Consider the following 26,696-nt stretch of genomic DNA (forward strand, 5'->3'; position numbering starts at 1 on the left):
CACAACGGCGCCCGCTCCATCGACCGGATGCACACGGACTGGCCGACCGCCGAACTGGTGCATCTACCGATCCACGCCAGCTGGCTGAACCAGGTAGAGATCTTCTTCTCCATCGTCCAGCGCAAGGTCATCAAGCCCGGCGACTTCGCCGACCTCGACGCCCTCGTCGAACGGCTCCTCGCCTTCCAGGACCGCTACAACGCCACCGCCGAACCCTTCGACTGGCACTTCGGACGCAAGTCCCTCGACCGCCTCCTCGAACGACTCACCGTTCACGAACCGCTGGCCGCATGACCCCCAACGTTCCAACGGTGGGAACCACTAGCGTGGAGGGGCCACACGAAGGGCCGGGGCAGCTCGTTCGCGGCGACATCGGGCCGGGGTCCTACGGGGGTCCATCGAGTCGCCGCCGGACCGGGAGCCCGACATGGCTATCGACTTCACCCTGACCCAGAAACAGAAGGACATCCAGGCGACGGCACGCGAGTTCGCCCGCGAGGTGCTCGCACCGGTGTCGCAGCAGGCGGACGAGGAGCCCGATCCCCTACGCGCCTTCCAGCTCATGAAGCCGGCCTACGCCGAGGCGTGCAAGCAGGGGATCGCCTTCTCCATGCTGCCCAAGGAGTACGGCGGCGGCGGCATGTCCAACGTCGACTTCGTGATAGCGGCCGAGGAGATCCAGGCCGTCGACCCCGGCTTCGGCACCACGGTCCTCGTCAATGGGCTCGGGCTGATGCCGGTCTGGTACTACGGCACGGAGGAGCAGAAGGAGCGCTTCATCCGGACCGCCACCACGGACACCAGCGGCGAGTACCTGGTGGGTTACGCGGCCAGCGAACCGCCCGGGTCGCCCGGCGGTACAGCAAACTTCGACGCCCCGGCGGGGGACGGGGCCGGTATGGCGGTGACCGCGACGCTGGACGGTGACGAGTACGTGGTCAACGGCCGGAAGTACTGGCCGTGCAATGTCGGCGGGTGGGACAACCGCGGCGCGAACGTCAACCTGGTGGTAGTGCGCACCGACCCCGCGGCCGGTGGCACGACCGGGCTGTCGGCGCTCATGGTCGAGCGCGGCACGCCGGGGGTCAGCTACCGGTCGATCAGCACCTCTGCGCAGCGCAGTGCGCCCAACTGCGAGATCGTGTTCGACAACGCGCGGGTGCCGGCGGCGAACGCCATCGAAGGCGCGAAGGGCAACGGCGACCTGCTCATCAACCGCAACTTCGCCTGGTCCGGCCCGGTCGCCGGGATCGGCGCCGTCGCGGTTGCCCGGGCCGCCTACGAGGCCGCGCTGGAGTGGGCGAGGACCTACACCGGGGGCGGCCCGCGGCCGATCATCCAGTACCAGTACCCCGGGTACGTGCTCGGGGACGTGGCCGCGAAGATCGAGGCGGCCCGGTACTTCTGCTGGAAGGGCGCGCACTACCTGGACCAGCACGACTTCCACGGCGAGATGCTCGGTGCGATGGTCAAGATCCACTGCACCGAGATGCTGTTCGACTGCGTCTACAAGTGCATGCAGGTGGTCGGCGTGAACTCCATGGACACCCGGCACCCGTTCCACCGGTACCTGCGGGAGGCCTCCCTGCTGCCGCTCTACGACGCGGGGAACTTCGGCATGCAGCGCCGCCGCGTCCACGGGGTCATGGCCGATCCTTCGTTCAACCCACGGGCCGTCATGGACGACGAGGCGATCCACTTCACCAAGGCGATGGAGGGCATCGACACGGTCCCGGGACGCAGTACGAACGGGATGCCGATACCGGTCCCGTGAGGTCCAGGTGCGCAGCAGGCGCACCCGGCGCCACTGGATTCTGGGGCAGACGGGCGGTCCCCGGCCCTACACAGAGACCGGGGGCCGCCCGCCGCGCCCCCTCAGCCGGTGGCCGGGCCGCCGTGCTCGGTGCCGGACAGCTGCTTCAGGAAGTCGTGACACCGGGCGCCCCGGTCGGAGTCCTGCTGCATCACCTCGCGAAAGAACGAGGCGACGTCGTCCAGGCCGGCGTTCTCGGCGTCCCGGACGTACTGGCCGTAGTCGTGCCCGGCCTTCAGCGAGTGGTACTGGACGGAGATCAGGTCGAACGTGACGTCGGCGAAGCCGGTTTCACCGGTGGCCATGGGAACCTCCTCGAAGGTTGGTATGACCCCCGTCACAGTTCCCGTCGATCCGCCGGTGAAACGGACCGCTCCGTCTCAGGTCCGGTCGGCCGTCGGCGCCTCGGCCGGGCTCCCGGTGAACGCGTCCCCGGTCAGGTCGCCGCCGCCGGCCTCGTCGGCCTCGGTCGCCGAGGTGGGCAGCTCGTCCTCGCCGGTGGCTGTGGCGTCGTCCTCGGTCGAGGCGAGGTCGTCACCCTCGGCCACCGCCCCGGGGTCGGCCTGGAGGGTGCGGGGGTCGTTCAGCGGGTCGGGCACGTCGGGGTCGGTGACGGTCATGCCGCGTGCCGTGCCCGGCGTCCCGTCGTCCCAATCGCGGCGCCGGCGCCTCTCGACGGGCCGTGAGCCGGGTGTTGGGCATGCCGGGTGAGGAACGGGAGACGGCCGATGACCGGCGACGAGCGGCAGGGCGTGGTCACCGAGGTGCCCGAGGGGGTGCGGCTGCAGTTCCGCCGGTCGTGGCCGGAGCCGGTCGAGGACGTGTGGTCGGCGCTCACCGAGCCCAACCGGATGGCCCACTGGCTGGGCACCTACGACGGCGAGCGGCGGGTCGGCGGCCGCGGGACCTTCACCATGACGCAGGAGGCAGAGCAGGTCGGCGAGCCGCTGGGAATCGTCGAGTGCGACCCGCCCCGCCGCCCGGTGGTCCCGTGGAGCGGCCAGGAGGTGCGGCAGGTGGGGGTGGACCTGTCGACCGAGGGCGGCCGGGCGGCGCCGCGCTTCACCCAGGTGTTCGCCGCCGATGCCGACGTCGGTGACTACCCGACCGGCTGGCGTCGTCACCCGGGCCTCGAGCGCAGCCGGCCGACCGGGACGCGTTCCGCGCCGCGGTCGGCTCGGCCTACGGACGCACGCCCCGGCCCTGAGGAAGAACCCTTCTCAGGCGGTGGGCTCCTCGACCAGCACCGGGTCCGGGCCGGTCCAGGGGCCGAGCCGGTCCAGCATCCGGTCCCGGGAGGCCAGCCGCGGCCCGGCCTGCACGGGGTAGGCGTCGTAGGAGCCCTTCGTGAGCTCCCGCGCCGCGTGCAGGGCGAAGTTCGGGTCGTCCTGCGCCTCCCGGGCGAGAGCCACCAGGTCGGCCTGGCCGCCGGCGACGACCGCCTCGGCCTGCTGCGCGTCGACGATCAGCCCGACGGCGACGGTCGGGACGTCGGCCTCGGCGCGGACCTGCGCGGCGAAGGGCACCTGGTAGCCATAGCCGATCGGGTGCTCCCAGCCGGCGCCGACACCACCGCCAGAGACGTGCACCGCGTCGACGCCGAGGGCCTTGAGCACCCGGGAGAAGGCGACGGTGTCCTCGATCGTCGTCCCGTCGCGGGAGGCGTCGACGGCGGAGACGCGGACGAACAGCGGAAGGTCCGCCGGCCACACCGCGCGGACGGCGGCGACCACCTCGAGCGGGAAGCGCATCCGGTTCTCCAGCGACCCGCCGTAGGAGTCCTCCCGGCGGTTGGTCAGCGGGGACAGGAACTGGTTGAGCAGGTAGCCGTGGGCTGCGTGCAGCTCGACGACCTGGAACCCGGCGGGTCAGCGCGCGCCGGGTGGCGGCGGCGAAGGCGTCGCGCACGTCGGCCATCTCCTCGACGGTGAGCGCGGAGGGCTCGGGCCACCCCTCGCCCATCGGCACGCCGCTGGGGGAGACGGTCAGCCAGGGCGCCTCGCCGGGGCGGGCGTTCTCGGGGGTGACCGGTCCGCCGCCGTCCCACGGACGACGGGTCGAGGCCTTGCCGCCGGCGTGGCCCAGCTGGATGCCCGGGACGGCGCCGTGCTCGCGCAGGAACGCGGCCACCCGGGCCAGGCCGGGGACGTGCTCGTCGGACCAGAGGCCCACGTCGCCGTGGCTGATCCGGCCGTCGGCGGTGACCCCGGTGGCCTCCACGACGACCAACCCGAACCCGCCGAGGGCGAAGCGGCCCAGGTGGACCAGGTGGTAGTCGCCGACCAGGCCGTCGGTTCCCGAGTACTGGCACATCGGCGCCACGACGAGGCGGTTGGGGAGCGTGACGCCCCGCAGGGCCAGGGGCTGCAGCAGCTGGGGTCCGGGCACGTCAGAGGCAACCGGTAGCGGCGCGGGCGGCATCCCGGGGCGACGCACGTCACACTGCGGCAAGACGTCATATACGTAACGCTCTGAGCGGTTTCCGGGCCGGTGAGGCCTCGGTACCCTGGCCCGATCCCCCGGCCTCAACGTCGCGGCCGGGTGGATCGACAGTGCACCAGACGCTGGTGCGGGGCCCCCGCCCGCCGGCCACCCGCAGGATGGAGACGCCGTGACTTCAGTGGCGACACCCGGTCTCGACAACGCCCCGACCACGCACGCCCGCCTCCTCGCCTGGGTGCAGGAGATGGCCGAGCTGACCACGCCGGACCAGGTGGTGTGGGTGGCCGGGACCGGCGAGGAGTGGCAGCGGCTCACCCAGAAGCTGGTCGACGCCGGCACCTTCACCCGGCTGGACAAGAAGCCGAACTCCTTCTGGTGCGCCTCGGATCCCAGTGACGTCGCCCGGGTCGAGGGCCGCACCTTCATCTGTTCGGTGGACGAGGCCGACGCCGGCCCCACGAACAACTGGATGGACCCGGCCGAGATGCACTCGGTCATGAACGAGCTGTACCGCGGGTGCATGCGCGGCCGGACGATGTACGTGATCCCGTTCTGCATGGGCCCGGTCGAGGCCGAGCACCCGATGTTCGGCGTCGAGCTGACCGACTCCGAGTACGTCGTGGTCTCCATGCGGGTCATGGCCCGCATCGGCAGCCGGGTGCTCGAGGCGATGGGCACCGACCGCCCGTTCGTGCCGGCGATGCACTCCCTCGGCGCTCCGCTGGAGGCCGGCCAGGACGACGTCCCGTGGCCGTGCGGCGACACCAAGTACATCGTGCACTTCCCGGAGGAGCGGGCGATTCAGTCCTACGGGTCCGGATACGGCGGCAACGCGCTGCTGGGCAAGAAGTGCTACTCGCTGCGCATCGCCTCGGTGATGGCCCGCGACGAGGGCTGGCTCGCCGAGCACATGCTGATCCTCAAGCTGACGAGCCCTGCGCAGAAGACCTACTACGTCGCCGCGGCGTTCCCCTCGGCCTGTGGCAAGACGAACCTGGCCATGCTCGAGCCGACCATCCCCGGCTGGAAGGTCGAGACCCTCGGCGACGACATCGCCTGGATGCGCTTCGGTGCGGACGGACGGCTCTACGCCCTCAATCCGGAGTTCGGCCTGTTCGGCGTGGCGCCGGGCACCGGCTGGGACACCAACCCCAACGCGATGCGCACGATCGAGGTGGGCAACTCGGTGTTCACCAACGTCGCGCTGACCGACGACGGCGACATCTGGTGGGAGGGCATGACCGACGACGCCCCGGCCCACCTGACCGACTGGAAGGGCCGGGACTGGACGCCGTACTCCGACGAGCCCTCCAGCCACCCGAACAGCCGGTTCTGCACGCCGATCAACCAGTGCCCGATCCTCGCGCCGGAGTACGAGGACCCCCAGGGGGTCCCGATCTCGGCGATCCTCTTCGGCGGCCGCCGCAAGACCACGATCCCGCTGGTCAGCGAGGCCCGGGACTGGAACCACGGCGTCTTCATGGGCGCCACCCTGTCCTCGGAGACCACCGCCGCAGCCACCGGGGCGGTCGGCGTCGTCCGGCGCGACCCGTTCGCGATGCTGCCGTTCATCGGCTACAACGCCGGGAACTACGTCAACCACTGGGTGGAGACCGGCAAGCAGCACGACGCCAGCAAGCTGCCGCGCATCTTCTACGTCAACTGGTTCCGCCGGGATTCCGACGGCGGCTTCCTGTGGCCGGGTTTCGGTGAGAACAGTCGGGTGCTCAAGTGGGTCATCGAGCGCTTGGAGGGCACCGCGGCGGCCGTCGAGACCCCCGTCGGGCACGTCCCGACCCCCGACTCGCTGGACGTCTCGGGCCTGGACATGTCGCCCGAGCAGGTCGAGCAGGCCCTCGCGGTCAAGCCCGAGGAGTGGCGCGAGGAAATCCCGCAGATCACCGAGTGGTTCGAGAAGTTCGGGGACAAGCTGCCCAGCACCATGTGGGACGAGCTGGAAATTCTCAAGAGCCGGCTGGCCTGAGGGAAGGACGGGGCCGGGCGAGCTACGAGTGCGGTCCCGGCGGCTCGTCGCTCGCCCCGCGGGGCACAGCCAGGTCGGTTAGCGTGACGGCGCACCCACCCCCGGACGGAGGCCTGTCCGCTCGTGCCGAACCCGTACCTGCACGTGCTGCGGACCCCGCACGCGCTGCCGATGGTGGCGGCGGCCTTCATCGGCCGGTTGCCCCTGTCGATGATGGGGCTCGGCAGCGTCCTGCTCGTGCAGTCCTACACCGGCTCCTATGCGCTGGGCGGCGCGGTGGCGGCGGTCGGTGCCGTCACCTCGGCGGTGTCCGGGCCGGTGATCGGCCGGCTGGCCGACACCCACGCCCAACGGCGGGTGCTGCTGTCGGTGCTGGCGGTCTTCGTGACCGCCGGCGCCGCGTTCCTGTGGTCGGTGCGGGACGGCTGGCCGCTGTGGACGGCGTTCCTGGCCGCCGGCCTGGCTGGAGCGAGCATCCCGCCGGTCGCCTCGATGATCCGGGTGCGCTGGACCCACCTGCTCCGCGGAACCCCCTCCCTGCCCACGGCGCTGGCCATGGAGGCGGTGGTCGACGAGTTCGTCTTCATCGTCGGGCCGGTGCTGGTCACCTTCCTGTCCACGGCCGGCCACACCACCTCCGGACTGGTCACCGCCTTCACCCTGGCCACTGTGGGAAGCCTGCTGTTCGCCGCCCAGCGGCACACCGAGCCGCCGCCGGCCGAACACGAGCACCGGAACGGGCCGTCGGCCATCCGGATCCGCGGTCTGCGGGTGCTGTTCGTCGTCGGCGCGGCGGTCGGCGCGATCCTCGGCACGCTGGAGATCGCCCTGGTCGCCTTTGCCGACGAACAGGGGGCCCGGACGTTGTCCGGGTTGCTCATCGCGGCGCTCGCCGCCGGTTCCATGGTGGCGGGCATCGGCTGGGGGGCCGTGCACTGGCGGGTCGCACTGCGGCGGCGGCTGCTCGGCGCCCTCGTGCTGCTCACCCTGTTGTCGGTGCCGCTGCTGCTGGTGCACGACATCTGGCTGATGCTGCCGTTCGTCCTGCTCGCCGGGGTCGCGGTCTCCCCGTCGTTGATCAGCTCCTTCACCCTCGCCGAGGTGCTCGTCCCGCGGGCGGCGGTGACCGAGGCCTTCACCTGGATCGGGACGGCGATGGCACTGGGTGTCGCGGTCGGCGCGTCGGTGGCCGGCAAGATCGTCGACACGGTGGGCGCCAACGCCGGCTTCCTGGTGGCCACCGTCGCCGCCGCGCTGGCCGCCGTCACTGTCGCGCTGGGCCAGCGGCTGCTGGTCGTCCCGGCCGAGCACGTGCCGGTCCCTGCGCTCGCGCGCTGAGCCGGGCCGCCCCGGCCGTGCGCCGGGTGCGCCGAGCCGGGTGCGCCTGCGATGCTCGACAGGTGACCCGACCCCGCCCCGCCGCCGGCGGCGGACGGCGGCTCGGCGTGGCGCCCGAGCGGCTGGGCCGCTGGCTGGACGGGGTGGCCGACCGGCACGGCGCCTTCACCGACGTCGGCGAGGTGGACGGAACGGTCCGCATCACCTGCGCCGACACCACCGCGGTGACGCTGCGCGCGCCGTTCCCGTGGACGCCGGGGCCGGCGCTGCTCACCGCGTTCACCGTCCAGGCCCAGGAGCCGCACCGGGCGGCCGTGCTGCTGGTCCGCCGCGGACGCTGGGCCGTCGGGGTGTTCGACGGCGGCGACCTGGTGGTGTCCAAGGTCGACGCCCGGTTGGTCCAGGGCCGCACCGCGGCGGGTGGCTGGTCGCAGCAGCGGTTCGCCCGGCGCCGCGGCAACCAGACCGACGCCGTCGTCACGCACGCCGCCGACACCGCCGTCCGGGTGCTGCTGCCGCACGCCGGCTCGGTGGCGGCGCTGTTCGCCGGCGGCGACCGCGGACTGGTCGACGAGGTCCTGGCCGACCCGCGGCTGCGCCCGCTCGCCGCGGTGCGTCGCGAGCCCGCGCTGGACGTAGGCGAGCCGACCAAGGCCGTGCTGCTCACCACGCCCGGGCTGTTCCGGGCGGTGGACGTGCACATCGTGGAGCCCGGTGACCGGGCGGGGGGCGCTGCGGCAGGGCCGGGCGGCAGCTGACCTCGTCCGCGCGCCGGGCCCGCCGACGTTCCGGGGGAGAGGGCTCAGAGCAGCTCGAGCACCGTGGCGTTGGCCTGTCCGCCGCCTTCGCACATCGACTGCAGGCCGTAACGGATCCCGTTGTCCCGCATGTGGTGCAGCATCGTGGTCATGATCCGCGCGCCGGAGCCGCCGAGCGGGTGACCGAGAGCGATCGCGCCGCCGACGGGGTTCATCAACTTCTCGTCCGCGCCGATCTCGGCCAGCCAGGCCAGCGGCACCGGGGCGAAAGCCTCGTTGATCTCGAACACCCCGATCTCGTCCAGGCGCAGGCCGCTGCGCTGCAGCACCTTCTTCGTCGCCGGGATGGGCGCGGTGAGCATCATGACGGGGTCGTCGCCGGCCACCGCCACGCTGTGCACCCGGGCGATCGGGGTCAGGCCGAGCTCCTGCGCCTTCTCGTCGGTCATCATCAGCAGCGCGGCCGACCCGTCGGAGATCTGGCTGGCGTTGCCCGCGCTGATCACGCCGTCGGACTTGAATGGGGTCTTCAGCCCGGACAGCCCCTCGACCGTGCCGCCGCGGCGGATGCCCTCGTCGAACTCCACCAGCCCGCCGGGGCTCTGCACCGGGGCGATCTGCGCGGCGAACCGGCCCTCGTCCTGGGCGGCGGCTGCGCGCTCGTGCGAGCGCAGGGCGAACTCGTCGAGCTGTGTGCGGGACAACCCCCACTTCTCGGCGATCATCTCGGCGCCGACGCCCTGGTTGGGCTGGATGCCGTCGTAACGCTCGAGGTAGCGCTCCCCCAGCGGGTCCTTGCCCTGCGTCGAGGAGCCCATCGGCACCCGGCTCATCGACTCCACGCCACCGGCCACCACGACGTCGTAGTGCCCGGCGACCAGGCCGGCGGCGGCAAAGTGCACGGCCTGCTGGGAGGAGCCGCACTGCCGGTCCACCGTGGTGCCCGGGACGCTCTCCGGCCAGCCCGCTGCCAGCACGGCGTTGCGGGCGATGTTGTAGGTCTGCTCACCGACCTGGGAGACGCAGCCCCAGATCACGTCGTCCACCAGGGCCGGGTCCAGGCCCGCGCGGGTCACCAGGGACTCCAGCACGTGGGCCGACAGGTCCGTGGGGTGGACACCGGACAGGCCTCCGTTGCGCTTGCCGACGGGCGTGCGGACCGCCTCGACGATGACTGCGTCGCGCATCTCGCGACTCCTCTCGATTGCTGACACCCCGGCGGCTCTGCCGGCCCGACCATCGTCACATGAGCGAGCGGCGCGCGTGGCCCGTGCCCGGACGACTCCGCGCGCACGACCCTCGCGTCGTCCTGCTCCGGCGGCCGTGCAACGGCACGGCCATCCGGGTACGCGCCCGGCGTGGACTCCTCAGGGCACGCGAGCGGCGGACGACTCGAGAGCCGGCCGCGACCGGTGACCGGCGGGCGGGGACGGGAGTCCGGCGTCCTGCCGATCGACCTCGGTGGATCGGCCCAGGCCCTGCTCGCCGTCCCGGCCGGCCCCGCCGGTCCGCGCCCGCTGCTGGTGTTCTTCCACGGTGCCGGCGGGGACGCGGCCGACTCGCTGGCTAGGGTGGGCGAGTTGGCGACCGGACGCGGCGTGCTCGTGCTGGCGCCCACCTCACGCGGCAGCACGTGGGACCTCATCGCCGGCGGGCTGGGCCGGGATGTCGCCGTCCTGGATGCCGCCCTCGAGCAGGTGTTCGCCCAGTGCCCCGTCGACCGGGTGGCGATCGGTGGCTTTTCCGACGGGGCGTCGTACGCCCTGTCCCTCGGGCTGGCCAACGGGGACCTGGCCGAGGCGGTCCTGGCGTTCTCCCCGGGGTTCATGGCTCCGCCCGGGCAGGCCGGGCGTCCGCGATTGTGGCTCACCCACGGTGACGACGACCGGGTGCTGCCGGTGGACCGGTGTGGACGACGGGTCGCCGCGGAGCTCACCGCCGCCGGGTACGACGTCACCTACGACGAGTTCCAGGGCGGCCACGTCGTCCGCGCCGACGGAGTGACGGCCGGCCTGGACTGGTGGCTGGGCGCCGCCGGGTGAGCTCACCGCAGCGGCAGGTCGCTCTCCAGGGCGATCTCCTCACGACGCAGCCGATCGGTGACCGTCTCCTCCTCGGTGACCCAGGAGGTGGTCAGCCGGACCCGCTCGGCCGGCGCCCGCTCGACGGTGACCACCGGCTGGTCGCTGTAGAGGGTCACCCAGCCGGTGCTCCGGTCGGACCGGTCGGAGTCCGCGAGGTCGGCGGCCGCCCTGCCCTCGCCCGCCGCCTCCTCGGTCCCGCGCAGGGGCAGGTACTCGATCCGGGCCACCTGGCGGGTCACGGTCACCGGCACCATGACCTCCTCGGTCACGGTGTCCACGCGTAGCACCGCCCGGGCCCAGGGCTCGCGCACCGACTCGACCCGCAGCCGCTCCTCCGAGCGCGTCATCGACCCGTCGCCGGTGTCCGCGACCCCGCCGGGTGCGTAGGTGCCGCCGCCGGAGTAGTGCCGCCGCAGGGTCTCCTCCTCGGCCGGGCTGAGCCGGTCGGTCGCCGCCGGCCGTGGCGCGGTCTGCACGGCCTCGGCAGGCACGGTCAGCCGGAGGCGGCCGCCGCTGGACTCGGCGCCGACGATCGGCGCGACGATGGCGATGTCGGCGGAGTCGGGAGCGGCGTGCAGGCCGTCGGTCAGACCGACCCACGTGGGCTCGCCGGTGACGTCGTCGAGGAAGACGGCGGTGACGGTCCCGAGGGCCGTGCCGTCGCGGTCGTCGGCGATGGCCCCGATGACTGGGGGCAGAGCTGGCTCACTGGTCATGCTTGAGGATGATCCGAAACCGCCCGGTCTACACATGCCGCCGCGCGCCACGCGTCGCGGGTTGAGCGTGGCGGGGACGGCGCGTAACGTCCTCCGACCGTGTCTCAGAGTCCTGCAACAGAGACCACCACTCCCGATCCCGTCCTCGCCGCCGAACGTGCGCACTTGGCTCGTGCCGCCGACTGCCTCACCGAGATGCGCACCGCGAGCAGTGCGGTCACCGACGCCGGTGTCGACGCCTGGGCCTCCGAGCGGCTGGGCGCCGCGCGGGCCGAGCGGCTGCGCGCCCTGGCGCACGACCTGGGGGTGCCCGCCTTCTTCGGGCGCACGGACGCCTCCCCGGACGCCACGGCCGAGATCTTCCACATCGGGCGGCGGCACGTCCGCGACGCCGCGGGCGACCCGGTGGTCATCGACTGGCGGGCGCCGATGAGCCGGCCGTTCTACCAGGCCAGCGCCGCCGACCCACAGGGTCTGGCGCGCCGTCGCCGGTTCGGTTTCGCTGCCGGCGAGCTGACCAGTTACGAGGACGAGGCGCTGGCCGAGGGGGAGCAGGGCAGCGGCGATCTGCTGCGGCAGGAGATCGAGCGGCCGCGCAGTGGGCCGATGCGCGACATCGTGGCGACCATCCAGCCCGACCAGGACGACATCGTGCGCGCACCGCTCAGCGAGTCGATCTGCGTGCAGGGTGCCCCGGGCACCGGCAAGACCGCCGTCGGGCTGCACCGGGCGGCCTATCTGCTCTACACGCACGGCGGTCAACTCGCCCGTACCGGTGTGCTCGTCGTCGGTCCCAACCGGGCGTTCCTGCGCTACATCGAGCAGGTGCTCCCAGCGCTGGGCGAGGTCGAGGTCGACCAGTCCACCGTCGGGGACCTGACCGCCCGGGTGCCGTTCCGTGCCGTCGACCCGCCGGCGGTCGCCGTCCTCAAGGGCGACGTCCGGATGGCGGCGGTGCTGCGCCGGGCGCTGTGGGGCGGGGTGGTCAAGCCGACCGACTCGGTCCAGGTCACGCTGGCCGGCCGCAAGTACCGGGTGCCCGAGCAGCGGCTGCGGCGCTACGTCGACGACCTGCGGCGGGCCGGCACCGGTTCGGCCGACGACCAGCAGGTCGGGCACTACGCCGCCGGCCGGGAGCGGCTGGCCATGGCGGTGGCGGAGGACGCCCGCCGGCAGAAGGAGGCCGGCGGGGGCAGCCCGAGCGACGCCGAGACAAGGAAGACCGCGCGCAGCCGGGAGGTGCGCGCCTTCTGCGACGCGGTGTGGCCGGCGGTCGACGCCGCTGCGCTGGTCGCCGGGCTGTTCAGCGATCCCGACCGGCTGGCCCGGGCCGCCTCGGGCGTGCTGACCGAGGCCGAGCAGGAACTCCTGCACTGGCCGGTGCCGCCCCGCTCGGTGCGCAGCGCGCGCTGGACCGATGCCGATGCGGTGCTGGTCGACGAGGTGGCCGGGATGCTGGAGCGCACCGCCGGCTACGGGCACGTCGTGGTGGACGAGGCGCAGGACCTCTCGCCCATGCAGTGCCGCGCGGTGGCCCGCCGGCTCGCGGCCGGGTCGCTGACCGTGCTGGGCGACCTGGCGCAGGCGACCAGCCCCTGGTCGGCCGCCGACTGGTCGCAGACGCTCGCCGGACTGGGCCGGCCGGACACTCCGGTGCGGCCGCTCACCCGGGGTTACCGGGTGCCCGGTGAGGTGCTCGACTTCGCCAACCGGCTGCTGCCGCTCATCGCCCCCGGGCTGCCGGCGGCCACCGCGGCGCGCCGCGAGCCCGGCGCCCTGCGGCTGCGGCCGGTGGCGGCGCTGGCCGGACCGCTGGCCGACGTCGTCCGGGAGTTGGCGGCGACCGAGGGGTCGACCGGGGTGGTGTGCGCCGACGACGCGGTGGCCGAAGTGGTCCGGATGCTGACCGCCGCCGGTCTGGACGTCGCGGCGCTGACCGACGACGGCGACGCGCCGGGCCGGGTGTCCGTCGTTCCGGCCGGGCTGGTGAAGGGGCTGGAGTTCGACCACGTCGTGGTGGTGGAGCCGGCGGCGATCGTGGCCGCCGAGCCGCGTGGCCTGCACCGGCTGTACGTGGTGCTCACCCGGGCGGTCAGCAGCCTGGTCGTGCTGCACCGCGGCGAGCTGCCGGAGCTTCTCGCCGGCTGATCAGCCCTGGCCGACCGCCCAGCCGGCGACCGCGGCGACGAAGGCGTCGAGGTCGGGCAGCAGGGCCACGTTGGCGCGGACGACGTCGTCGTCGACGTCGGCGTACTCGTGCACGAGTAGATTGCCGAATCCGACCGCCCGGGCGACCGGCGCGGCAGCGGCTGCGGGGACGATGCCGTGCTCGGCCAGCAGCGCGATGGTCTGTGCGTTGGTGTCCGGGACTCCGAGTCCTTCGGATGACCCGACGTGCGCGGCGGCGCGTACACACCCCTCGATCGCCGTCACGAACCCGTACTTGACCGCATCGAGCGCTGTCTCGTCGGAGGCCAGATCGTGTGTGCTCGCGATCGTCCGGATCCGCGCGGCGTCGCGTCGTACCCGGGTGAGTACCCGGGTCAGCCGCTCAGGGTCGACCATCGCGAGCCAACGCTTGGAGGTACTCGCGGCTGGCCTGCTCGATGAAGGGCCGTTCGTCCAGGTACTGCACCCGGGTGTCCGCTTCCCAGGCGACCCGGGCCGGCGGATCGTCGTCGAACAGCAGCCGACCGCGCAGCGCGATCCGGCCGGCGAGGAACAGCGGCGTCCGGTCCAGCACGACGAGGTCGACGCCGGCGGGCAGCGGCACCTCCCAGGACGACGGCGCACGGCCGGCGAAGTGCGCGCCGACGTCGGTGTCGCTGTCCGGGCGGGCGGTTCCCGCTGCCCGGCTGCCGTGCAGGTAGCCGAAGACGGCGCCGGCGGCACGCAGGGCAGCGACGATCTCGCATTCGTCGGCGGTCACGTCGACACTCTTCCACCAACGAGCCGTGGCGGACCAGCCCGGCGCATAGGCTGACCCGACGCCTGACGTGGTGATCGAGAACCCGATCATCAATGGTCCCTATGGCGAGCCGGACCGGCACTTCTTCGATTCGATCAGGACGGCATCACCAACGACGTGGTCGTGGGCCGGCGGCGCAGCGAGTACGTCATCCCGATCCCGGCCCCCCGCAAGAAGGTGCTGGTCGATCAGCCGCCGTTGGCCGAGTGGACCGCCGACCGGCTGCAGCCCAACGACCTGGTGAACAGCTCGCGGGCGCGGCTGGATGTCTGGCGCAAGCGCGGACGTCCGGGGCGACGGCGGTCACCCGTCGACTGCTGGAGTACTGGACCGCCCCCGACCGCGACCGCCCGCTCTTCTTCTGCCAGGTCGAGGCGCTCGAGACGGTCATCTACCTCACCGAGTGCGCGGCCAAGCAGGGCGACGGCTGGACGACCGACCGGGTGCGGCAGGCGAACGCCGACGCGAACCCGGAGCTGCTCCGGACTGCGATGAAGATGGCCACCGGCACGGCAAGACCGTGGTGATGGGGATGCTGATCGCCTGGCACACCCAGAACAAGGTCGCCGATCCGCGCGCCCGGGCGTTGTCCAACTGCCTCCTGGTGGCCGCCCCCGGCAACTACTACGCCGAACGCGACCTGGTGCCGCCGGAGCTACGGCCGGATCTCGGCGCGGCACGCGTCGTGATCACCAACTTCCATGGCTTCGCACTCCGGGAGACGCAAAAAGTCAGCTCGCTGGGCCGATCGGTCCTCACCGGCGGTGCGGCCAGTCCGTTCTCCGAGACCCCCGACCAGATGGTCGCTCGGGTGTGCCGCGACTTCGGCGCACGCCGCGGGATCGTGGTGCTCAACGACGAGGCCCACCACTGCTACCGACGCAAGCTCGACGAGGCGGAGGACGGCACCGCCGGCCTCACCCGCGCGGAGAAGGCCGAACTCGCCGGGCAGGAGGCCGAGGCGCGCATCCGGATCCGCCGCATCGGGTCGCCGCTTCCGGCGACGAGGACCGGCCGGCCAGCGAGCGCACTGTCGAGCAGGCCGACAACGGCACCTCCTACGAGCAGACGATCTTCGACAACCTCCGTGAGGCCGGCATCCAGAACGGGCTGAAAGCTGAGCGCATCGTCTTCGAGGCCCTGGAGCCCTACGCCGGGCAGTGGTGCAGGCCGGGGGGAGTACCTCGACGCGGAGGGCTACACCCGGCGGGTCGGGGTCAGCCTCGGCCCGCAGTACGGCACCGTCGGGCAGGAGTAGATCAAGGAAGCGGCCAAGGAGGCCGTCCGTGGCGTCGGTTTCGACCTGCTGCTGGTGTGCGGCTTCGCCTTCGACTCCCGGGCCGACGAGGCGGCGCGAGAGTTACACCCGCCGATGGTGACTCTTTCGCAGCCGCTCAGGAGCGGCAGACGTTCGGGAAACTGCCGGTCCTGCTCGTGCGGATGAACCCCGACCTCGCCATGAGCGATGCGCTGCTGAAGTCCACCGGCGCAGGCAACCTGTTCACCGTCTCCGGTGAGCCTGATGTCTCCATCGAACCGGCGAACGCCGGGGACCAGGGCGAGCCCGGCGACGTCGTCGTCGAGATCTACGGGATCGACGTCTACGACCCCACAACCGGTGCGGTTCGTGCATCGAGCACCGACGACATCGCGATGTGGATGGTCGACACCGCCTACGACGGGAAGTCCTTCTTCGTGCGGCACGCCTACTTCACGGGTGCCGAGGACCCGTACAAGCGGCTGAAGCAGGCGCTGCGGAGCGAGATCGACGAGAACGCGTGGGCGACGCTCTACGCCACCCGCTCCCGCCCCTTCGCCAAGCCGGCCACCGGTCGCACTGCGGTCAAGGTGATCAACCACTACGGCGACGAGGTGCTCAAGGTCTACTTCGTCTAGCACTCGTGTCACGACGCCGATCAGTGACGAGAGCAGCGCTCTCGACATGCGACGAGGGTGTGTGTACGGTGCTCGCAAATCAGAGCACCGATCACACTGGGGAGTGGCTATGAGCATCGGGACGGCGTGGGCGAACGCGGCGCTGGCCTTCCTCCTCGAACTGGCCGCCCTGGCCGTGCTGGCCTGGGGAGGCTGGCGGCTGGGCGGGGGCGGGGCGCTCCGTGGCATCCTGGCCGTGGCGCTGCCGGCGGCCGCGGCGGTGCTGTGGGGACTGTTCGCCGCCCCGCGGGCCACCTACCCGTCGGGGGCGGGCGAGCTGGTCGTGAAGGCAGCCGTCTTCGGCGGCGCGGCACTGGTGCTCGCTCGGGCGGCGTCGCCCCACTGGGGCGGCGGGTTCGCGGCGCTGGTGCTGGCCAACCTGGTGCTCGCCGCGCTGCTGCCCGCAGTGGAGTCGGCCCCGGCCAGCTGACCGGGGGGTTCGTCCCTAGGCTCCGGCCATGGCCCCCTCGCTCCGCGCCGCGCTGCGGGCGCCCACCTCGCCCGTCCTCACCGACCTCGACCCGCGGGCCACGCCGCTGGCGCCGGGGGACAAGGAACGGACCCGCGAGCAGATGGTCGTCGACGGCAGCCGGCTGGCCGACCTGCAGGAGCTCCTCTACGCCGAGGGCGCCACCGGTGGACGGCGGCGGGTCGTGCTCCTGCTGCAGGGCATGGACACCAGCGGCAAGGGCGGGGTGATCGAGCACGTTGTCGCCGCGGTCAACCCGCAGGGCGTGGCGATCACCAGCTTCAAGAACCCGACGCCCGAGGAGCTGCGGCACTCCTTCCTGTGGCGGGTGCGCCGCGCCGTGCCCCGGCCCGGGGTGATCGGGGTGTTCGACCGCTCCCACTACGAGGACGTGCTGATCGGCCGGGTGCGCGAACTGGCCGCGCCGGAGGTCATCGAGCGCCGCTACCAGGAGATCGTCCGCTTCGAGGACCAGCTCGCCGCCGACGGCGTGACGTTGGTGAAGTGCTTCCTGCACATCTCGCCGTGGGAGCAGAAGGAGCGGCTGCTCGCCCGGCTGGACGACTCCGCCAAGCGCTGGAAGTTCAACCCCGGCGACCTCGACGAGCGGGCACTGTGGCCGGCCTACCAGCGCGCCTATCAACTGGCGCTGGAGCGGACCAGCACTGAGACCAACCCCTGGTATGTCGTCCCGTCCGACCGCAAGTGGTACCGCAACTGGGCTGTCGGCCGGTTGCTGCTGGAGACGATGATCGAGGTCGGCCCGCGACTGCCCCAGCCGGACTACGACGTCGATACCGAGCGGGACCGGCTCATCGATGAGCCGCCGCTGCCGGGCTGACCGGCCCGTCGGCGTCGGCCGGCCGTTCGGGCCGGGCAGCGGCCGGCCGCGCCGCAGCCAGCTGTCCAGCGCCTGGGTGACCAGCCAGCCGGCCAGCACCCCCCAGGTGCAGCAGGAAGAGCCAGAAGCCCACCGCCGCGACCCCACCGACGACGTCCAGACCGCTGAACGGTGCACCCAGGTCCAGCGGGAGGGCCAGGAACAGCACGAACCCCTGCAAGAACCCCGACAGGCTGGCGGCGGTGAGGAAGGCGCCGGTGAGCACCGCGGCCGCGCGCAGCCGGCCGGCGGCCACCACCCCGAACCCACAGGCCAGCGGCACCACCAGCACGAAGAGCACCGAGTAGTACCCGACGGCGAAGCCGCCCAGCGCCGCGCCGGCGCCGGGCCGGGCGTGCAGGTCGGCGAGCAGCCGGCCGGTCCGCAGCAGCGGGTAGAGCAGCACGGGTGTGACGATGACCAGCGGCAGGGTCAGCAGCCGCCCGCGCCAGGCGGTGTACCGGTCGTCCTCCGGGCTGAGGCGCAGCAGCGCGCGGCGCAGTCCCTCGCCGTAGAGCGAGATCGGCAGCAGCGTCAGCCGCGCGTGCCACGGGGCAGCGGACCGCCGGCGTCGACCAGCCGGGCCAGCGCGTCCGGTGCGCCGAGGTCGGCCGGCTGCACGTCGCCCAGCCGTCCGGCGAGGGCGCGGACGGTCGCCGGGCTGGTCAGCCAGGCGGTCAGCGCGAGGGGCAGCACCAGCAGCGGGACGACGGCCATCCCGGCGTAGCAGGTCAGCCCGGCCGCGGGGCCTCGACCCGGACCCGGGCTGCCCGCACATCTCCATGTCATCAGCTTCCGGCCGGTCCCGCTCGTCCGGAGGGGCCAAAATGGCCATTTTGGCCCTGGGGGTGATCAGCGGCCGGCGAGCAGGTGCTGGGCGGCGGCGAACCCGCCCAGCCCGCTGACCGCACCGCCGCGCACGGTGCCGCCGGAGGACGCTGCGACCACCCGCGGGTGCGCGGTCGCCACACCCCAGCCGCCCACCTGCGCTGGCGTCGCGGCCACCGGCCAGGACAGGTCGCCGTGGAAGATGTGCCCGCCGGGCATCGCCAGCGACGCCTCGACGTCCAGCGGGGACGACGCCTGCAGGCACGGCCGGCCGTCGGCGTCGACGGCCAGGCAGTCGGTGAGCGGCTCGGTGAGGTGCTCGTCGAGCTGGACCAGCACCCGGCGGACCGCCTCGTCGCGCGTGCCGGCCGGGTCGGCGGCGTACAGCTCGGCCGGCGTATGCAGCCCGAACAGCGTCAACGTGTGCAGCCCGGTGTCGCCGACTATCGTCGGGTCGCTGAGCGAGTGGCAGTACACCTCGAACGGGATGACGTCGGGCAGCTGCCCGGCCACCGACCGGGCGTACGCCGCGTCCAGCTGGCCGGCGGCCTCGTCGACGTGCACGGTGCCGGAGAACATCGCCGCGGGGTCCGCGCCCGACCGCAGCCCGGGCAGCCGCCGCAGCACCATGTTGACCTTGAGCTGGGACCCGGACGGGCGCGGCCCGGGTGCCGTGCCGAGCAGCTCGTCGAGCACCGTTGGGGCCGCGCCGCTCACCGCGTGCCCGGCGTCCACGGCACTCGCGGCGCCGTCGGCATCGGTCCAGTGCACCGTGACGCCGTCGTCCCGGGTCTCGATCGCGGTGACGGTGGCGCCGGTGCGCAGCTCGGCGCCGGCGGCGCGGGCCGCGGTGGCCATCGCCCCGCTGACCGCCCCCATGCCGCCGACCGGCACCCGCCAGCGGCCGGTGCCGTTGCCGATGAGGTGGTACAGGAAGCAGCGTCCGGCCAGCCCGTCGGCGGCGTGCAGGTCCGCGGAGGTGCCGATCAGCCCGTCGGTCAGAGCGACGCCGCGGACGACGTCGTCGGCCAGGTGGTCGCCGACCACGTCGGCCAGTGGGCGTTCCCGCAGGTCGCGCCAGAGCTCGGCGTCCCGCAGCCGGCCGGCCAGGACCGCCTCGTCCAGCAGCGGCTCGGTCAGCGTCGGGGCGAGGTCCTCGGCCAGCGCGCCCAGCCGCCGGTAGAACCGTTGCCAGCCGGCGAACTCCGCGTCCGAGCCGGTGAGGTCGCGGAAGGACGCCGCGGTGGCCGGGCCCTCGTCGCGCTCGACGAGCAGGCCGCCGGCACGCCCACCGCGGTGCAGGGGCGTGTACGACGCGACCGCGCGGTCGACCAGGGTTACTGGCAGCGCCAGGTCGCTGACGATCCGGTCCGGCAGCAGGCTGACCAGGTAGGAGTACGCGGAGAGCCGGACGTCGACCCCCGGGAAGACCTGGCTGCTCACCGCGGCACCACCCACCGAGCCCAGCCGCTCCAGCAGGAGCACCGACCACCCGGCGCGGGCCAGGTAGGCGGCGGCGACCAGGCCGTTGTGCCCGCCGCCCACCACCACGGCGTCGTAGCGGGCCGTCGTCGCGGGTCCAGTCATCGGTCGAGTCATCGGTCGAGGCTCCGCTCGAAGTAGAGCGACCAGTCGTCCCGGTCGCCGACGTAGTGCTCGAAGGCGCGAATGGGGTGGTAGCCGGCTGAGATGTAGAGGCCCACCGCCTCCGGCTGCTCCGGCCCGGTCTCCAGCCGCAGCGTCGTCCAGCCCCGGTGGAGCGCCTCGGCCTCGAGTGCGGCGAGGACCACCCTGGACACCCCCCGCCGGCGCGCCTGCGGGACGACGTACAGCCGCTTGATCTCGGCGCTGTCGGGTGTCAGGGGCCGCAGGGCGCCGCAGCCGATTGCGGTGCCGTCGTCGTCCGTGGCCACCAGCACCACGGCCACGTCGGCCGCTGACGGCTTGATGCCCGGCTCCTGGTCCCCGCAGTAGCGGTCCACCAGCTCGGCTCGCTGGGCGGCGACCAGCTGCTGCACCACCGGGTCGTCCCAGGCGGCGGAGGAGAGGTGGACCACCAGCCGATCATCCCGGGCCGGGCTCCACGCGCTGCAGCAGCCCCCAGACGAACTGCGTGCGGACGCCGCCGGGCAGGTGCACCTCCCAGCGGGTGGCGACGCCGGGGTCGACGTCCCGGGCGCCGAGGAGGACGGCGACGTCGTCCACGACGTGCTCCCACACCCGCAGGTCACCAGGAGCGGCCGGCGGCACCGGCGAGCCGGGGGCGCGCACCAGCTGCTCGTGCAGGATGGTGCCGCCCGGCCCGGCGAGCACCTCCCACCACAGCTGCGGCCACAGCGGCAGCGGCCACCGCCGGACGACGAGGTCGAGGTCACCGAATCGCCGGTCCTCGAGCGCCTCCGGCGGCCCCAGCACGGCTGTGTGAAGACTCACGCCGCGCGGTCCACGGGGAGAGTGCTGGAGCGCCTGCCACCGGCGGTGTGCGGCCTGCGCCTCCGCCCGGTCCGCGGACAGTCGCGGCAGGGCGTCGAGCACCAGGTCGGGTCGCGTGTCGGCCATCCGGCGGAGGAGCACGAGACAGAACTCCCGTCGCGCCAACCCCCGCACCCGGCGAGCCTGTCACCCGCTGTCAGCGTGTCGACGCGCACCCCCAGAGTTTCTCCACAAAGTGACGTCATCCATTTGTCACAACCGCATCACGCACCTAACGTGGCTGCGTCTGGACGGGTCGTTCCGTCACCTACCAGGTGACAACCGACCGGACGCCGCCGAACCACCGCGCTCGCGCACTTCGCGGGCCGTGGACCGGGGACCCACCGCAGCACCGGGGTGAAGCACGCCGGCTCGCCAGAGCCGGAGTGCCGGGCGTCTTCCCGCCCGAACCCGTCAGCTAACTCGGTAGGCGGCTCGTGGAAGAAAGGAACAACCCGCCTCACATGGCGAGTTCGCTCATGCCTGTCCGCCGTCGGGCCACCGGCCGCGTGGCGCTCATCGCCCTCGTCGCTGCCAGCGGCGTCACCCTCTCCTCGCTTCCCGCCACGGCCGCTCCGGAAACACCGGGCAGCTCGCAGGAGGCCGCCGCGCTCGTTGCCGCCCGGGGTCACGACCTCGAGATCGTCACCGAACAGTTCAACGATGCTCGCGTACAGCTGGAGACCCAGCAGGCCACCGCCGTCGACGCCGCGGCCCAGCTTGCCGCCGCTGACGCCGCCGTCGACACCGCCCGCGACCAGGTCCGCGTGGTCGCCCGCAGCGCCTATACCGGCGACCAGCTGACCACCTTGCAGGCGATGCTGACCAGCTCGTCGGCCGACCAGCTGCTCGACCGCGTCGGCACCCTGGACACGATCGCCCAGCACAACGACGCGCTGCTCGGCGCGGCCCAGCAGGCGACCACCGAGGCCGCCGAGGCCAAGGCCACCGCCGACCGGGCTGCCGCCGATGCCCAGGCGCAGGTCGACCGGGTCGCCACCCAGCAGACCGACCTCCAGTCGCAGATCGTCGAGTACAAGGCCGAGCTGGCCCGGCTGACCGCCGAGGAGCAGGCGCGGGCACAGGAACTGGCCGCCCAGGCGCATGCCGCTGCCGCTGCCGCTGCCGCCGCCGCCGACGCCGCTGCCGCGGCGCCGGCCGCCGCCGACGCCGCTGCCGCGGCGCCGGCCGCCGACGACCTCGCTGACCGGTCGGCGCCGGCCGCCTCGCGATCGTCCCGGGAGCCCGCGGCGCCCGCCGTGGGCACTCCGGTCTTCGCCAGCAGCGGCGCAGCCCAGACCGCGGTCAACGCCGCTCTGGCGCAGCAGGGCAAGCCCTACGTGTGGGCGGCCGCGGGTCCGAGCTCGTTCGACTGCTCCGGGCTCATGTCGTACGCCTACGCGGCGGCCGGGATCTCCCTCCCCCACTCCAGCCGCAGCCAGGCGGCGATGGGCCGGGCCGTGTCCCGCGCCGAGCTGCAGCCGGGCGACCTCATCGCCTTCTACAGCCCGGTCAGCCACATCGGGATGTACATCGGCAACGGGCAGATGGTGCATGCGCCGACGTCGGGTGACGTCGTCAAGGTGGCCAGCATCGACGTCATGGGCAGCATCACCGCCATGCGCCGCATCGTCGGCTGACCCCGCCCCATCCCGGTGCCCCGGTCGCCTCTGGCGGCCGGGGCACTGGCGCGTCCGGGCCCTGGCGGCCCGACCGGAGCCAGGCCACATCGCCCCGCCGGGCACGATGGGCGAGCCCGCACCACTGTCGACCCGAGGGACCAATGACCAGCCTGACCGACCCACGCACCGTCGCCCGCGCCTTCCGCGCCGTGGCCATCGCCGAAGCCGTCTCCTGGGCGCTGCTGCTGGTCGGCATGTTCGTCAAGTGGGTGTTGCGCACCTCTGAGGTCGGCGTCCAGGTCTTCGGGCCCGTGCACGGCGCGGTCTTCCTCGCCTTCGTGGCGGTCACGCTCCTCGCCTGGCGGGTGCTGGGCTGGTCGCCGGGGACGGCGCTGCTTGCGCTGGCCGCCTCGGTGCCCCCGTTCGCCACGCTCTGGTTCGAGCGGTGGGCGCAGCGCACCGGGCAGCTCCCGGTCGGCGACCCGGCGCCGTCCCCGGCTGGCTAGCCTCCCGGCATGGTCGAACCGGTGCTGCCCGCCACCGCCCGCACCCTGCTGGCCCGCACCGCCCGCGTCCAGTGCGACGGGCGGGCGCCCAGCCTGGTCGCCGGCGTGGTCCGGGACGGCGGCCTGGCCTGGTCGGCCGGTCGGGGCAAGGTCGTCGACCCGCACACCGACGTCCAGTACCGGATCGGCTCGATCAGCAAGACGGTCACCGCGCTGGTCGTGATGCGGCTGCGCGACGAGGGCCGGCTGGGCCTGGACGACCCGCTGGACCGGCACGTCCCGGGCACGCCGCTGGGCGACCGGACCGTCGGGCAGCTGCTCTCCCATCTCGCCGGTGCCACGTCGGAGAGTCCGGGTAGCTGGTGGGAGCGGGTGCCCGGGGGCTCGCTGGCGGACCTGCAGCTGGCCGGGCCGGACGTCGTCCTCGGGGCGGCCCGCCGTTTCCACTACTCCAACCTGGGCTTCGGCCTGCTGGGCGAACTCGTCGAGGTGCACCGCGGCCGCCCGTGGGAGGACGTCGTCCGAGACGAGGTGCTCGACCCGCTGGGCATGACCCGCACGACGCCGCGCTCCACCGGGGTGGCTGCCCAGGGGGCGGCGGTGCACCCGTGGGCCGACGTCGTCCTGCCCGAGCCTGAGCACCACGCCGGGGTGATGGCCGCCGCCGGGCAGCTGTGGGCGACGCTGGCCGACCTCGGCCGGTTCGCCGCTTTCCTGCTGGGCGACACCGGCGACGTGCTGTCACCGGTGACGCTGGAGGAGATGGCCGTGCCGGCCGGCGTGGACGCCTCCGCGCCCGGGTGGTCGGCCTACGGGCTCGGGCTGCAGGTCGTGCGCGCCGACGGGCAGACGCTGGTTGGGCACGGCGGGTCGATGCCCGGCTTCCTGGCCGGGGTCTTCGTCGACCGGACCGAGCAGACCGGCGCGGTGATGCTCGCCAACACCACCAGTGGGCTGGACCAGCTGGTTCCTGGGCTGTTGGCCGACCTGCGGGCCGCCGAGCCCCGGGTGGTCGACGCCTGGACCCCGGCGCCGCCGCCGGTGCCGTTGGAGTTCCTCGGTGTCTGGTTCTGGGGGCCGGCGCCGCACGTGCTGCGTGCCCAGGCCGGCGGGCTGCTGCACCTGGGCCCGATGGCCGGCCGGGCCGGGCGGGCCAGCCGCTTCTCCCCACGCCCGGACGGCACCTGGGTAGGTCTGGACGGCTACTACGCCGGAGAGACGCTGAGGATCGCCCCGGACCACCTGGATCTGGCGACGTTCGTGTTCACCCGCACGCCCTACGACTCCGAGGCCCCGGTGCCCGGCGGTGTCGACGAGCGCGGCTGGGGCTGACCTGGGTACGGCATAGCCGTTCCCGTTCTGCACCGGAGGTGAGTGGCTCAGCCGCGCGGGTCGAGCTGGGCGGCGTACTGCTCGCCGTAGCAGCGCTCAGGTCGGCGAGGAACTCGTCCGGGCGGTCCTGCACCTGGGCGATCCGCGGCCGGGGCGGCAGCGCCTCGGGGTGCCAGGTCGCCGGGTCCCTAGAGCACCGACCGCAGGAGGGCCTTCGCGCAGTGGTAGAAGACCTGCTCGACGTCCACTGCCAGGGCCCAGCAGCGGGCGGGACCTGCCCACCACCATCCGGCCCAGCGGGTCGGGGTCATGGACTCCGGCGGGTCGCCCTTCGGCGAGACGTCGCAGGGGCCGCCGGCGCCCGAGGTGGCCACGAGGCAGAACGGTGAGGCGGCCAGCCACTGCCGGTCGATCTCGTCGAGCCCCCGGCGATCCTCGGCGGCCACCTGGGGCGGCGGCGTGCCGAGCAGCTCGCGGAGCTCGGCCTCGGTCGTGATCTCGTCCACGCGGGCAGGGCACCCGCCTGGCCCCGTCCCGGGTCCCGCCCTGAGCTTGCGAAGGGTGGGGAGGACGGGGTCCTTCATCGGTCGAAGGCGTCCATCGTGCTCTTGACCACCGCGGCGTAGGCCACGTGCGGCACGACGTCGCTGACCCAGGCGGTGGCGGACCAGGTGCGCGGGTCGGTGATGCCGAGGACGGTCATCGGCCCGTTGGCCGCCACGAGGACGCCGGCGGTGGTGAGCGCGGTGCCCACCAGCGGCCGGGACCGGAAGCCCGCTGCCCGGGCCAGCCCGACCAGGACGCCGACCCCGACGCCGGCCACGATGCCGGTGAGCGGGCCCAGCCCCTGCAGTCGGTTCTCGCGCTTTTCACCCTGGCCCGGGATCGACACGTGGGCCTTCTCCGCCAGCTTCTCCACGGTCTGCTCCGGCGTCGAGCTGCTACCCCGGCCGCGAACAGCCATGTCGAGGTAGGTGACCGCGTTGAGCGCCGTGGTCCCCGCGGCGCCGGCGGCGGCACCGCGCAGCACCCAGCCGGTCGTACTGATCCCGCGCCGGCCCTTGCCGAACACGCCCACCGGGGTCTTCTTCATCATGGTCGCCGCCGTACCCGCAGCGCGGCGGCGGGCAAACAGTGGGGGCCGACTCAGGCGCTGATCCGGGCACCGATCTGCGGCAGTATGCCCAGCTCGTCGGTGCTGCCGCAGCGCTCGGCGATCTGGCCGGCGTCGTCGAAGCGGGCGACCTGCACACCCCTGCTGCGGTGGGCCGCCTGGCCGGGGCCGGCGAAATGCAGGTAACCCAGCGCGGCGACGTGGTCGACGTCGCCACCGCCCGCGGACCGGTCCGGGTGCGCCGGCCGCGCTGACCGGTCAGGCGCGCCGGGGGGGTGGAGCGGGTCAGCGTGCGCCAGATTCAACTGGAGGGCACCCGGCGTCCGGAGACGAGGTACTCGGGCACGGCGTCGACGACCACGGGCAGCCGGTCCGGACGGACGGACTCGGCCCTGCGTGCGCTGCGGCGTCTACCTGATCTCCGAGGGCGGGGTCCGGACGGCGGTGCTGCTCCGAGGCCCCGAGCCGGAGTCGGGCAACCCGCAGGCGACCGTGCAGGTCGTCAGCACGGACGCCACCTCGGCCACCCGGGCGGCCGCGGAGATCCGGTCGGCGGCGGTCACGGAGAACGTCTTCCGCGGACAGGTGCTGTCCTTCGGACACGAGGTGTTCGGGCGCGGCCAGACGCTGCTGCAGTTCCACAGCCGGCCGAGGCTGGGTGCCGACCAGCTGGTGCTGGCCGCCGATACCCTCGCCGAGGTGCAGCGCCAGGTCGTCGAGGTGGCCCGGCACAAGACCCAGCTGCTGGCGGCCGGGCAGCACCTCAAGCGGGGAGTCCTGCTGTACGGGCCGCCCGGCGTCGGCAAGACCCACACCGTCCGCTACCTGACCAGCAGCCTGGTGGACACCACCGTCATCCAGTTGACCGGCAATGCCCTGCACCTCATCGCCGAGGCGTGCTCGGTAGCGCGGGCGCTGCAGCCGGCAATGGTAGTCATCGAGGACGGCGACCTGATCGCGGAGGACCGCGGCATGCACCCCGGTCAGCACCCGCTGCTATTCCAGCTGCTCAACGAGATGGATGGGCTGGCCGAGGACGCCGAGGTGGTCTTCGTGCTGACCACCAACCGGGCGGACCTGCTCGAGCCGGCGCTGGCGTCCCGCCCCGGCCGGGTGGATCAGGCGGTGGAGCTGCGGTTGCCGGACGCCGCCGCCCGCCGGGCGCTGTTCGAGCTCTACCGCGGCTCCCTGGAGGTGGACACCAGCGGCCTGGACACCGTGCTCGAGCGGACCGACGGCGTCACCGCGTCGTTCCTCAAGGAGTTGCTGCGCCGAGCGGCGCTGCTGGCGGCCCCGCAGACCGGCAGCCGTCCGCTGGCGGTCTCCGCCGCCGACCTCGGCGGGGCACTGGACGAGCTGCTGGACACCCGGAACGCCATGACCCGCATGTTGCTCGGCAGCGTGCCGGGCTGACCCGGGCCGCCGCCGCGCCGCG

At 73.3% G+C, this 26,696-nt stretch carries 30 protein-coding genes, 3 pseudogenes and 1 riboswitch; of the genes and pseudogenes, 18 read left to right on the forward strand and 15 right to left on the reverse strand.

The window, feature by feature from the left end; translation table 11 throughout:
- Together BLW04_RS17090 and BLW04_RS17095 are read left to right on the forward strand one after the other, a co-directional pair.
- Window positions 1-294: pseudogene (locus tag BLW04_RS17090) on the forward strand (hypothetical protein); the annotation flags it as partial.
- A 133-nt stretch (window positions 295-427) separates the two neighbouring features.
- On the forward strand, window positions 428-1,774 hold the full coding sequence (locus BLW04_RS17095) for an acyl-CoA dehydrogenase family protein (protein WP_091543892.1): 1,347 nt from the start codon (window positions 428-430) through the stop codon (window positions 1,772-1,774).
- Between the two features lie 101 nt (window positions 1,775-1,875).
- Here BLW04_RS17095 and BLW04_RS17100 read toward each other — a convergent pair whose 3' ends face one another.
- Complete coding sequence (locus BLW04_RS17100; protein ID WP_091543896.1) at window positions 1,876-2,118, reverse strand: acyl carrier protein; 243 nt, start codon at window positions 2,116-2,118, stop codon at window positions 1,876-1,878.
- Window positions 2,119-2,193: 75 nt separating this feature from the next.
- Entirely contained in the window at window positions 2,194-2,433 is a 240-nt protein-coding gene (locus BLW04_RS17105) for a hypothetical protein (protein ID WP_091543899.1), read from the reverse strand.
- A 231-nt stretch (window positions 2,434-2,664) separates the two neighbouring features.
- Between BLW04_RS17105 and BLW04_RS28615 the strand changes: the two are divergent.
- A pseudogene (locus BLW04_RS28615) lies at window positions 2,665-2,823 on the forward strand (ATPase); the annotation flags it as partial.
- 210 nt (window positions 2,824-3,033) lie between these two features.
- On the opposite strand, the gene BLW04_RS28620 reads toward BLW04_RS28615, so the two are convergent.
- A complete protein-coding gene (locus tag BLW04_RS28620) occupies window positions 3,034-3,657 on the reverse strand; it encodes an oxidoreductase (protein ID WP_371327799.1) in 624 nt (207 codons plus the stop codon).
- Between the two features lie 85 nt (window positions 3,658-3,742).
- Window positions 3,743-4,234 (reverse strand): annotated as a pseudogene (locus BLW04_RS28625) (NADH:flavin oxidoreductase/NADH oxidase); the annotation flags it as partial.
- 190 nt (window positions 4,235-4,424) lie between these two features.
- Here BLW04_RS28625 and BLW04_RS17120 point away from each other — a divergent pair.
- The 3 genes from BLW04_RS17120 (at window position 4,425) to BLW04_RS17130 (ending at window position 8,335) form a co-directional block, all read left to right on the forward strand.
- Window positions 4,425-6,239 carry a phosphoenolpyruvate carboxykinase (GTP) gene (locus BLW04_RS17120; RefSeq protein WP_091543902.1) on the forward strand — a complete coding sequence of 605 codons (1,815 nt, stop codon included), beginning with the start codon at window positions 4,425-4,427 and terminating at the stop codon, window positions 6,237-6,239.
- Between the two features lie 123 nt (window positions 6,240-6,362).
- Entirely contained in the window at window positions 6,363-7,577 is a 1,215-nt protein-coding gene (locus tag BLW04_RS17125; RefSeq protein WP_091543904.1) for an MFS transporter, read from the forward strand.
- A 62-nt stretch (window positions 7,578-7,639) separates the two neighbouring features.
- Window positions 7,640-8,335, forward strand: a complete 696-nt coding sequence (locus tag BLW04_RS17130; RefSeq protein WP_091543905.1) for an acVLRF1 family peptidyl-tRNA hydrolase — start codon at window positions 7,640-7,642, stop codon at window positions 8,333-8,335.
- Window positions 8,336-8,379: 44 nt separating this feature from the next.
- Here BLW04_RS17130 and BLW04_RS17135 read toward each other — a convergent pair whose 3' ends face one another.
- Window positions 8,380-9,522, reverse strand: coding sequence for a thiolase family protein (locus tag BLW04_RS17135; RefSeq protein WP_091543910.1), 1,143 nt, complete (start codon window positions 9,520-9,522; stop codon window positions 8,380-8,382).
- A 171-nt stretch (window positions 9,523-9,693) separates the two neighbouring features.
- Here BLW04_RS17135 and BLW04_RS17140 point away from each other — a divergent pair, with 171 nt between their 5' ends.
- Window positions 9,694-10,377 (forward strand): alpha/beta hydrolase, encoded by a 684-nt coding sequence (locus tag BLW04_RS17140; protein ID WP_091543913.1) that lies wholly within the window; start codon window positions 9,694-9,696, stop codon window positions 10,375-10,377.
- 2 nt (window positions 10,378-10,379) lie between these two features.
- Here BLW04_RS17140 and BLW04_RS17145 read toward each other — a convergent pair whose 3' ends face one another.
- Window positions 10,380-11,135 (reverse strand): YsnF/AvaK domain-containing protein, encoded by a 756-nt coding sequence (locus BLW04_RS17145; RefSeq protein WP_175484108.1) that lies wholly within the window; start codon window positions 11,133-11,135, stop codon window positions 10,380-10,382.
- A 165-nt stretch (window positions 11,136-11,300) separates the two neighbouring features.
- Here BLW04_RS17145 and BLW04_RS17150 point away from each other — a divergent pair, with 165 nt between their 5' ends.
- Entirely contained in the window at window positions 11,301-13,283 is a 1,983-nt protein-coding gene (locus BLW04_RS17150) for a HelD family protein (protein ID WP_254781717.1), read from the forward strand.
- Here BLW04_RS17150 and BLW04_RS17155 read toward each other — a convergent pair whose 3' ends face one another.
- Both BLW04_RS17155 and BLW04_RS17160 read right to left on the reverse strand, forming a co-directional pair.
- Window positions 13,284-13,700, reverse strand: coding sequence for a type VII toxin-antitoxin system HepT family RNase toxin (locus BLW04_RS17155; protein ID WP_091543923.1), 417 nt, complete (start codon window positions 13,698-13,700; stop codon window positions 13,284-13,286).
- A complete protein-coding gene (locus BLW04_RS17160; RefSeq protein WP_091544003.1) occupies window positions 13,687-14,064 on the reverse strand; it encodes a nucleotidyltransferase domain-containing protein in 378 nt (125 codons plus the stop codon). Before BLW04_RS17160 ends, BLW04_RS17155 begins: the two co-directional genes overlap by 14 nt.
- Before the next feature lie 245 nt (window positions 14,065-14,309).
- Between BLW04_RS17160 and BLW04_RS17165 the strand changes: the two genes are divergently transcribed.
- From BLW04_RS17165 to BLW04_RS17185, 5 genes are all read left to right on the forward strand, one after another.
- Window positions 14,310-14,630, forward strand: coding sequence for a hypothetical protein (locus BLW04_RS17165; protein WP_091543925.1), 321 nt, complete (start codon window positions 14,310-14,312; stop codon window positions 14,628-14,630).
- A gap of 5 nt (window positions 14,631-14,635) precedes the next feature.
- Complete coding sequence (locus BLW04_RS17170) at window positions 14,636-15,217, forward strand: hypothetical protein (protein WP_139306880.1); 582 nt, start codon at window positions 14,636-14,638, stop codon at window positions 15,215-15,217.
- A gap of 326 nt (window positions 15,218-15,543) precedes the next feature.
- The gene (locus BLW04_RS17175; protein ID WP_139306881.1) at window positions 15,544-15,999 is read left to right on the forward strand and encodes a hypothetical protein; all 456 of its coding nucleotides are present in this window, start codon (window positions 15,544-15,546) and stop codon (window positions 15,997-15,999) included.
- Between the two features lie 109 nt (window positions 16,000-16,108).
- Window positions 16,109-16,468 carry a DUF2568 domain-containing protein gene (locus BLW04_RS17180; RefSeq protein WP_091543935.1) on the forward strand — a complete coding sequence of 120 codons (360 nt, stop codon included), beginning with the start codon at window positions 16,109-16,111 and terminating at the stop codon, window positions 16,466-16,468.
- 28 nt (window positions 16,469-16,496) lie between these two features.
- Window positions 16,497-17,348: a PPK2 family polyphosphate kinase gene (locus BLW04_RS17185; protein WP_091543940.1), complete on the forward strand. Its 852-nt coding sequence runs from the start codon at window positions 16,497-16,499 to the stop codon at window positions 17,346-17,348.
- Here the strand turns inward: BLW04_RS17185 and BLW04_RS26845 are convergent.
- The 5 genes from BLW04_RS26845 to BLW04_RS17205 all read right to left on the reverse strand — a co-directional run bounded on the left by BLW04_RS26845 (window position 17,320) and on the right by BLW04_RS17205 (window position 20,774).
- Window positions 17,320-17,793, reverse strand: a complete 474-nt coding sequence (locus BLW04_RS26845) for a hypothetical protein (protein WP_175484110.1) — start codon at window positions 17,791-17,793, stop codon at window positions 17,320-17,322. The genes BLW04_RS17185 and BLW04_RS26845 overlap by 29 nt on opposite strands.
- Before the next feature lie 128 nt (window positions 17,794-17,921).
- On the reverse strand, window positions 17,922-18,104 hold the full coding sequence (locus tag BLW04_RS26015) for a hypothetical protein (protein ID WP_139306882.1): 183 nt from the start codon (window positions 18,102-18,104) through the stop codon (window positions 17,922-17,924).
- 135 nt (window positions 18,105-18,239) lie between these two features.
- Window positions 18,240-19,802, reverse strand: a complete 1,563-nt coding sequence (locus BLW04_RS17195; protein WP_091543943.1) for a phytoene desaturase family protein — start codon at window positions 19,800-19,802, stop codon at window positions 18,240-18,242.
- 8 nt (window positions 19,803-19,810) lie between these two features.
- Window positions 19,811-20,272, reverse strand: coding sequence for a GNAT family N-acetyltransferase (locus BLW04_RS17200; protein ID WP_091543946.1), 462 nt, complete (start codon window positions 20,270-20,272; stop codon window positions 19,811-19,813).
- A gap of 7 nt (window positions 20,273-20,279) precedes the next feature.
- Window positions 20,280-20,774 carry a hypothetical protein gene (locus BLW04_RS17205; RefSeq protein WP_217631088.1) on the reverse strand — a complete coding sequence of 165 codons (495 nt, stop codon included), beginning with the start codon at window positions 20,772-20,774 and terminating at the stop codon, window positions 20,280-20,282.
- Between the two features lie 197 nt (window positions 20,775-20,971).
- Window positions 20,972-21,135: riboswitch (cyclic di-AMP (ydaO/yuaA leader) on the forward strand.
- A gap of 16 nt (window positions 21,136-21,151) precedes the next feature.
- On the opposite strand from BLW04_RS17205, the gene BLW04_RS17210 reads away from it, so the two are divergent.
- The 3 genes from BLW04_RS17210 to BLW04_RS17220 all read left to right on the forward strand — a co-directional run bounded on the left by BLW04_RS17210 (window position 21,152) and on the right by BLW04_RS17220 (window position 24,147).
- Window positions 21,152-22,327, forward strand: a complete 1,176-nt coding sequence (locus tag BLW04_RS17210) for a C40 family peptidase (protein ID WP_091543955.1) — start codon at window positions 21,152-21,154, stop codon at window positions 22,325-22,327.
- A 143-nt stretch (window positions 22,328-22,470) separates the two neighbouring features.
- The gene (locus tag BLW04_RS17215; protein WP_091543958.1) at window positions 22,471-22,815 is read left to right on the forward strand and encodes a DUF3817 domain-containing protein; all 345 of its coding nucleotides are present in this window, start codon (window positions 22,471-22,473) and stop codon (window positions 22,813-22,815) included.
- 9 nt (window positions 22,816-22,824) lie between these two features.
- Window positions 22,825-24,147 carry a serine hydrolase domain-containing protein gene (locus BLW04_RS17220; protein ID WP_091543959.1) on the forward strand — a complete coding sequence of 441 codons (1,323 nt, stop codon included), beginning with the start codon at window positions 22,825-22,827 and terminating at the stop codon, window positions 24,145-24,147.
- Between the two features lie 188 nt (window positions 24,148-24,335).
- On the opposite strand, the gene BLW04_RS26020 is transcribed toward BLW04_RS17220, so the two are convergent.
- Together BLW04_RS26020 and BLW04_RS17230 are read right to left on the reverse strand one after the other, a co-directional pair.
- A complete protein-coding gene (locus tag BLW04_RS26020) occupies window positions 24,336-24,653 on the reverse strand; it encodes a PNPOx family protein (protein WP_217631089.1) in 318 nt (105 codons plus the stop codon).
- A 74-nt stretch (window positions 24,654-24,727) separates the two neighbouring features.
- Entirely contained in the window at window positions 24,728-25,243 is a 516-nt protein-coding gene (locus BLW04_RS17230; RefSeq protein ID WP_175484111.1) for a hypothetical protein, read from the reverse strand.
- A 194-nt stretch (window positions 25,244-25,437) separates the two neighbouring features.
- Between BLW04_RS17230 and BLW04_RS27615 the strand changes: the two genes are divergently transcribed.
- The gene (locus tag BLW04_RS27615) at window positions 25,438-25,515 is read left to right on the forward strand and encodes a DUF3253 domain-containing protein (protein ID WP_217631090.1); all 78 of its coding nucleotides are present in this window, start codon (window positions 25,438-25,440) and stop codon (window positions 25,513-25,515) included.
- Window positions 25,516-25,657: 142 nt separating this feature from the next.
- Window positions 25,658-26,674, forward strand: a complete 1,017-nt coding sequence (locus BLW04_RS17240) for an ATP-binding protein (protein ID WP_091543960.1) — start codon at window positions 25,658-25,660, stop codon at window positions 26,672-26,674.
- Window positions 26,675-26,696 lie beyond the last annotated feature (22 nt).

The sequence above is a fragment of the Modestobacter sp. DSM 44400 genome (assembly GCF_900107175.1).
GTDB lineage: Bacteria > Actinomycetota > Actinomycetes > Mycobacteriales > Geodermatophilaceae > Modestobacter.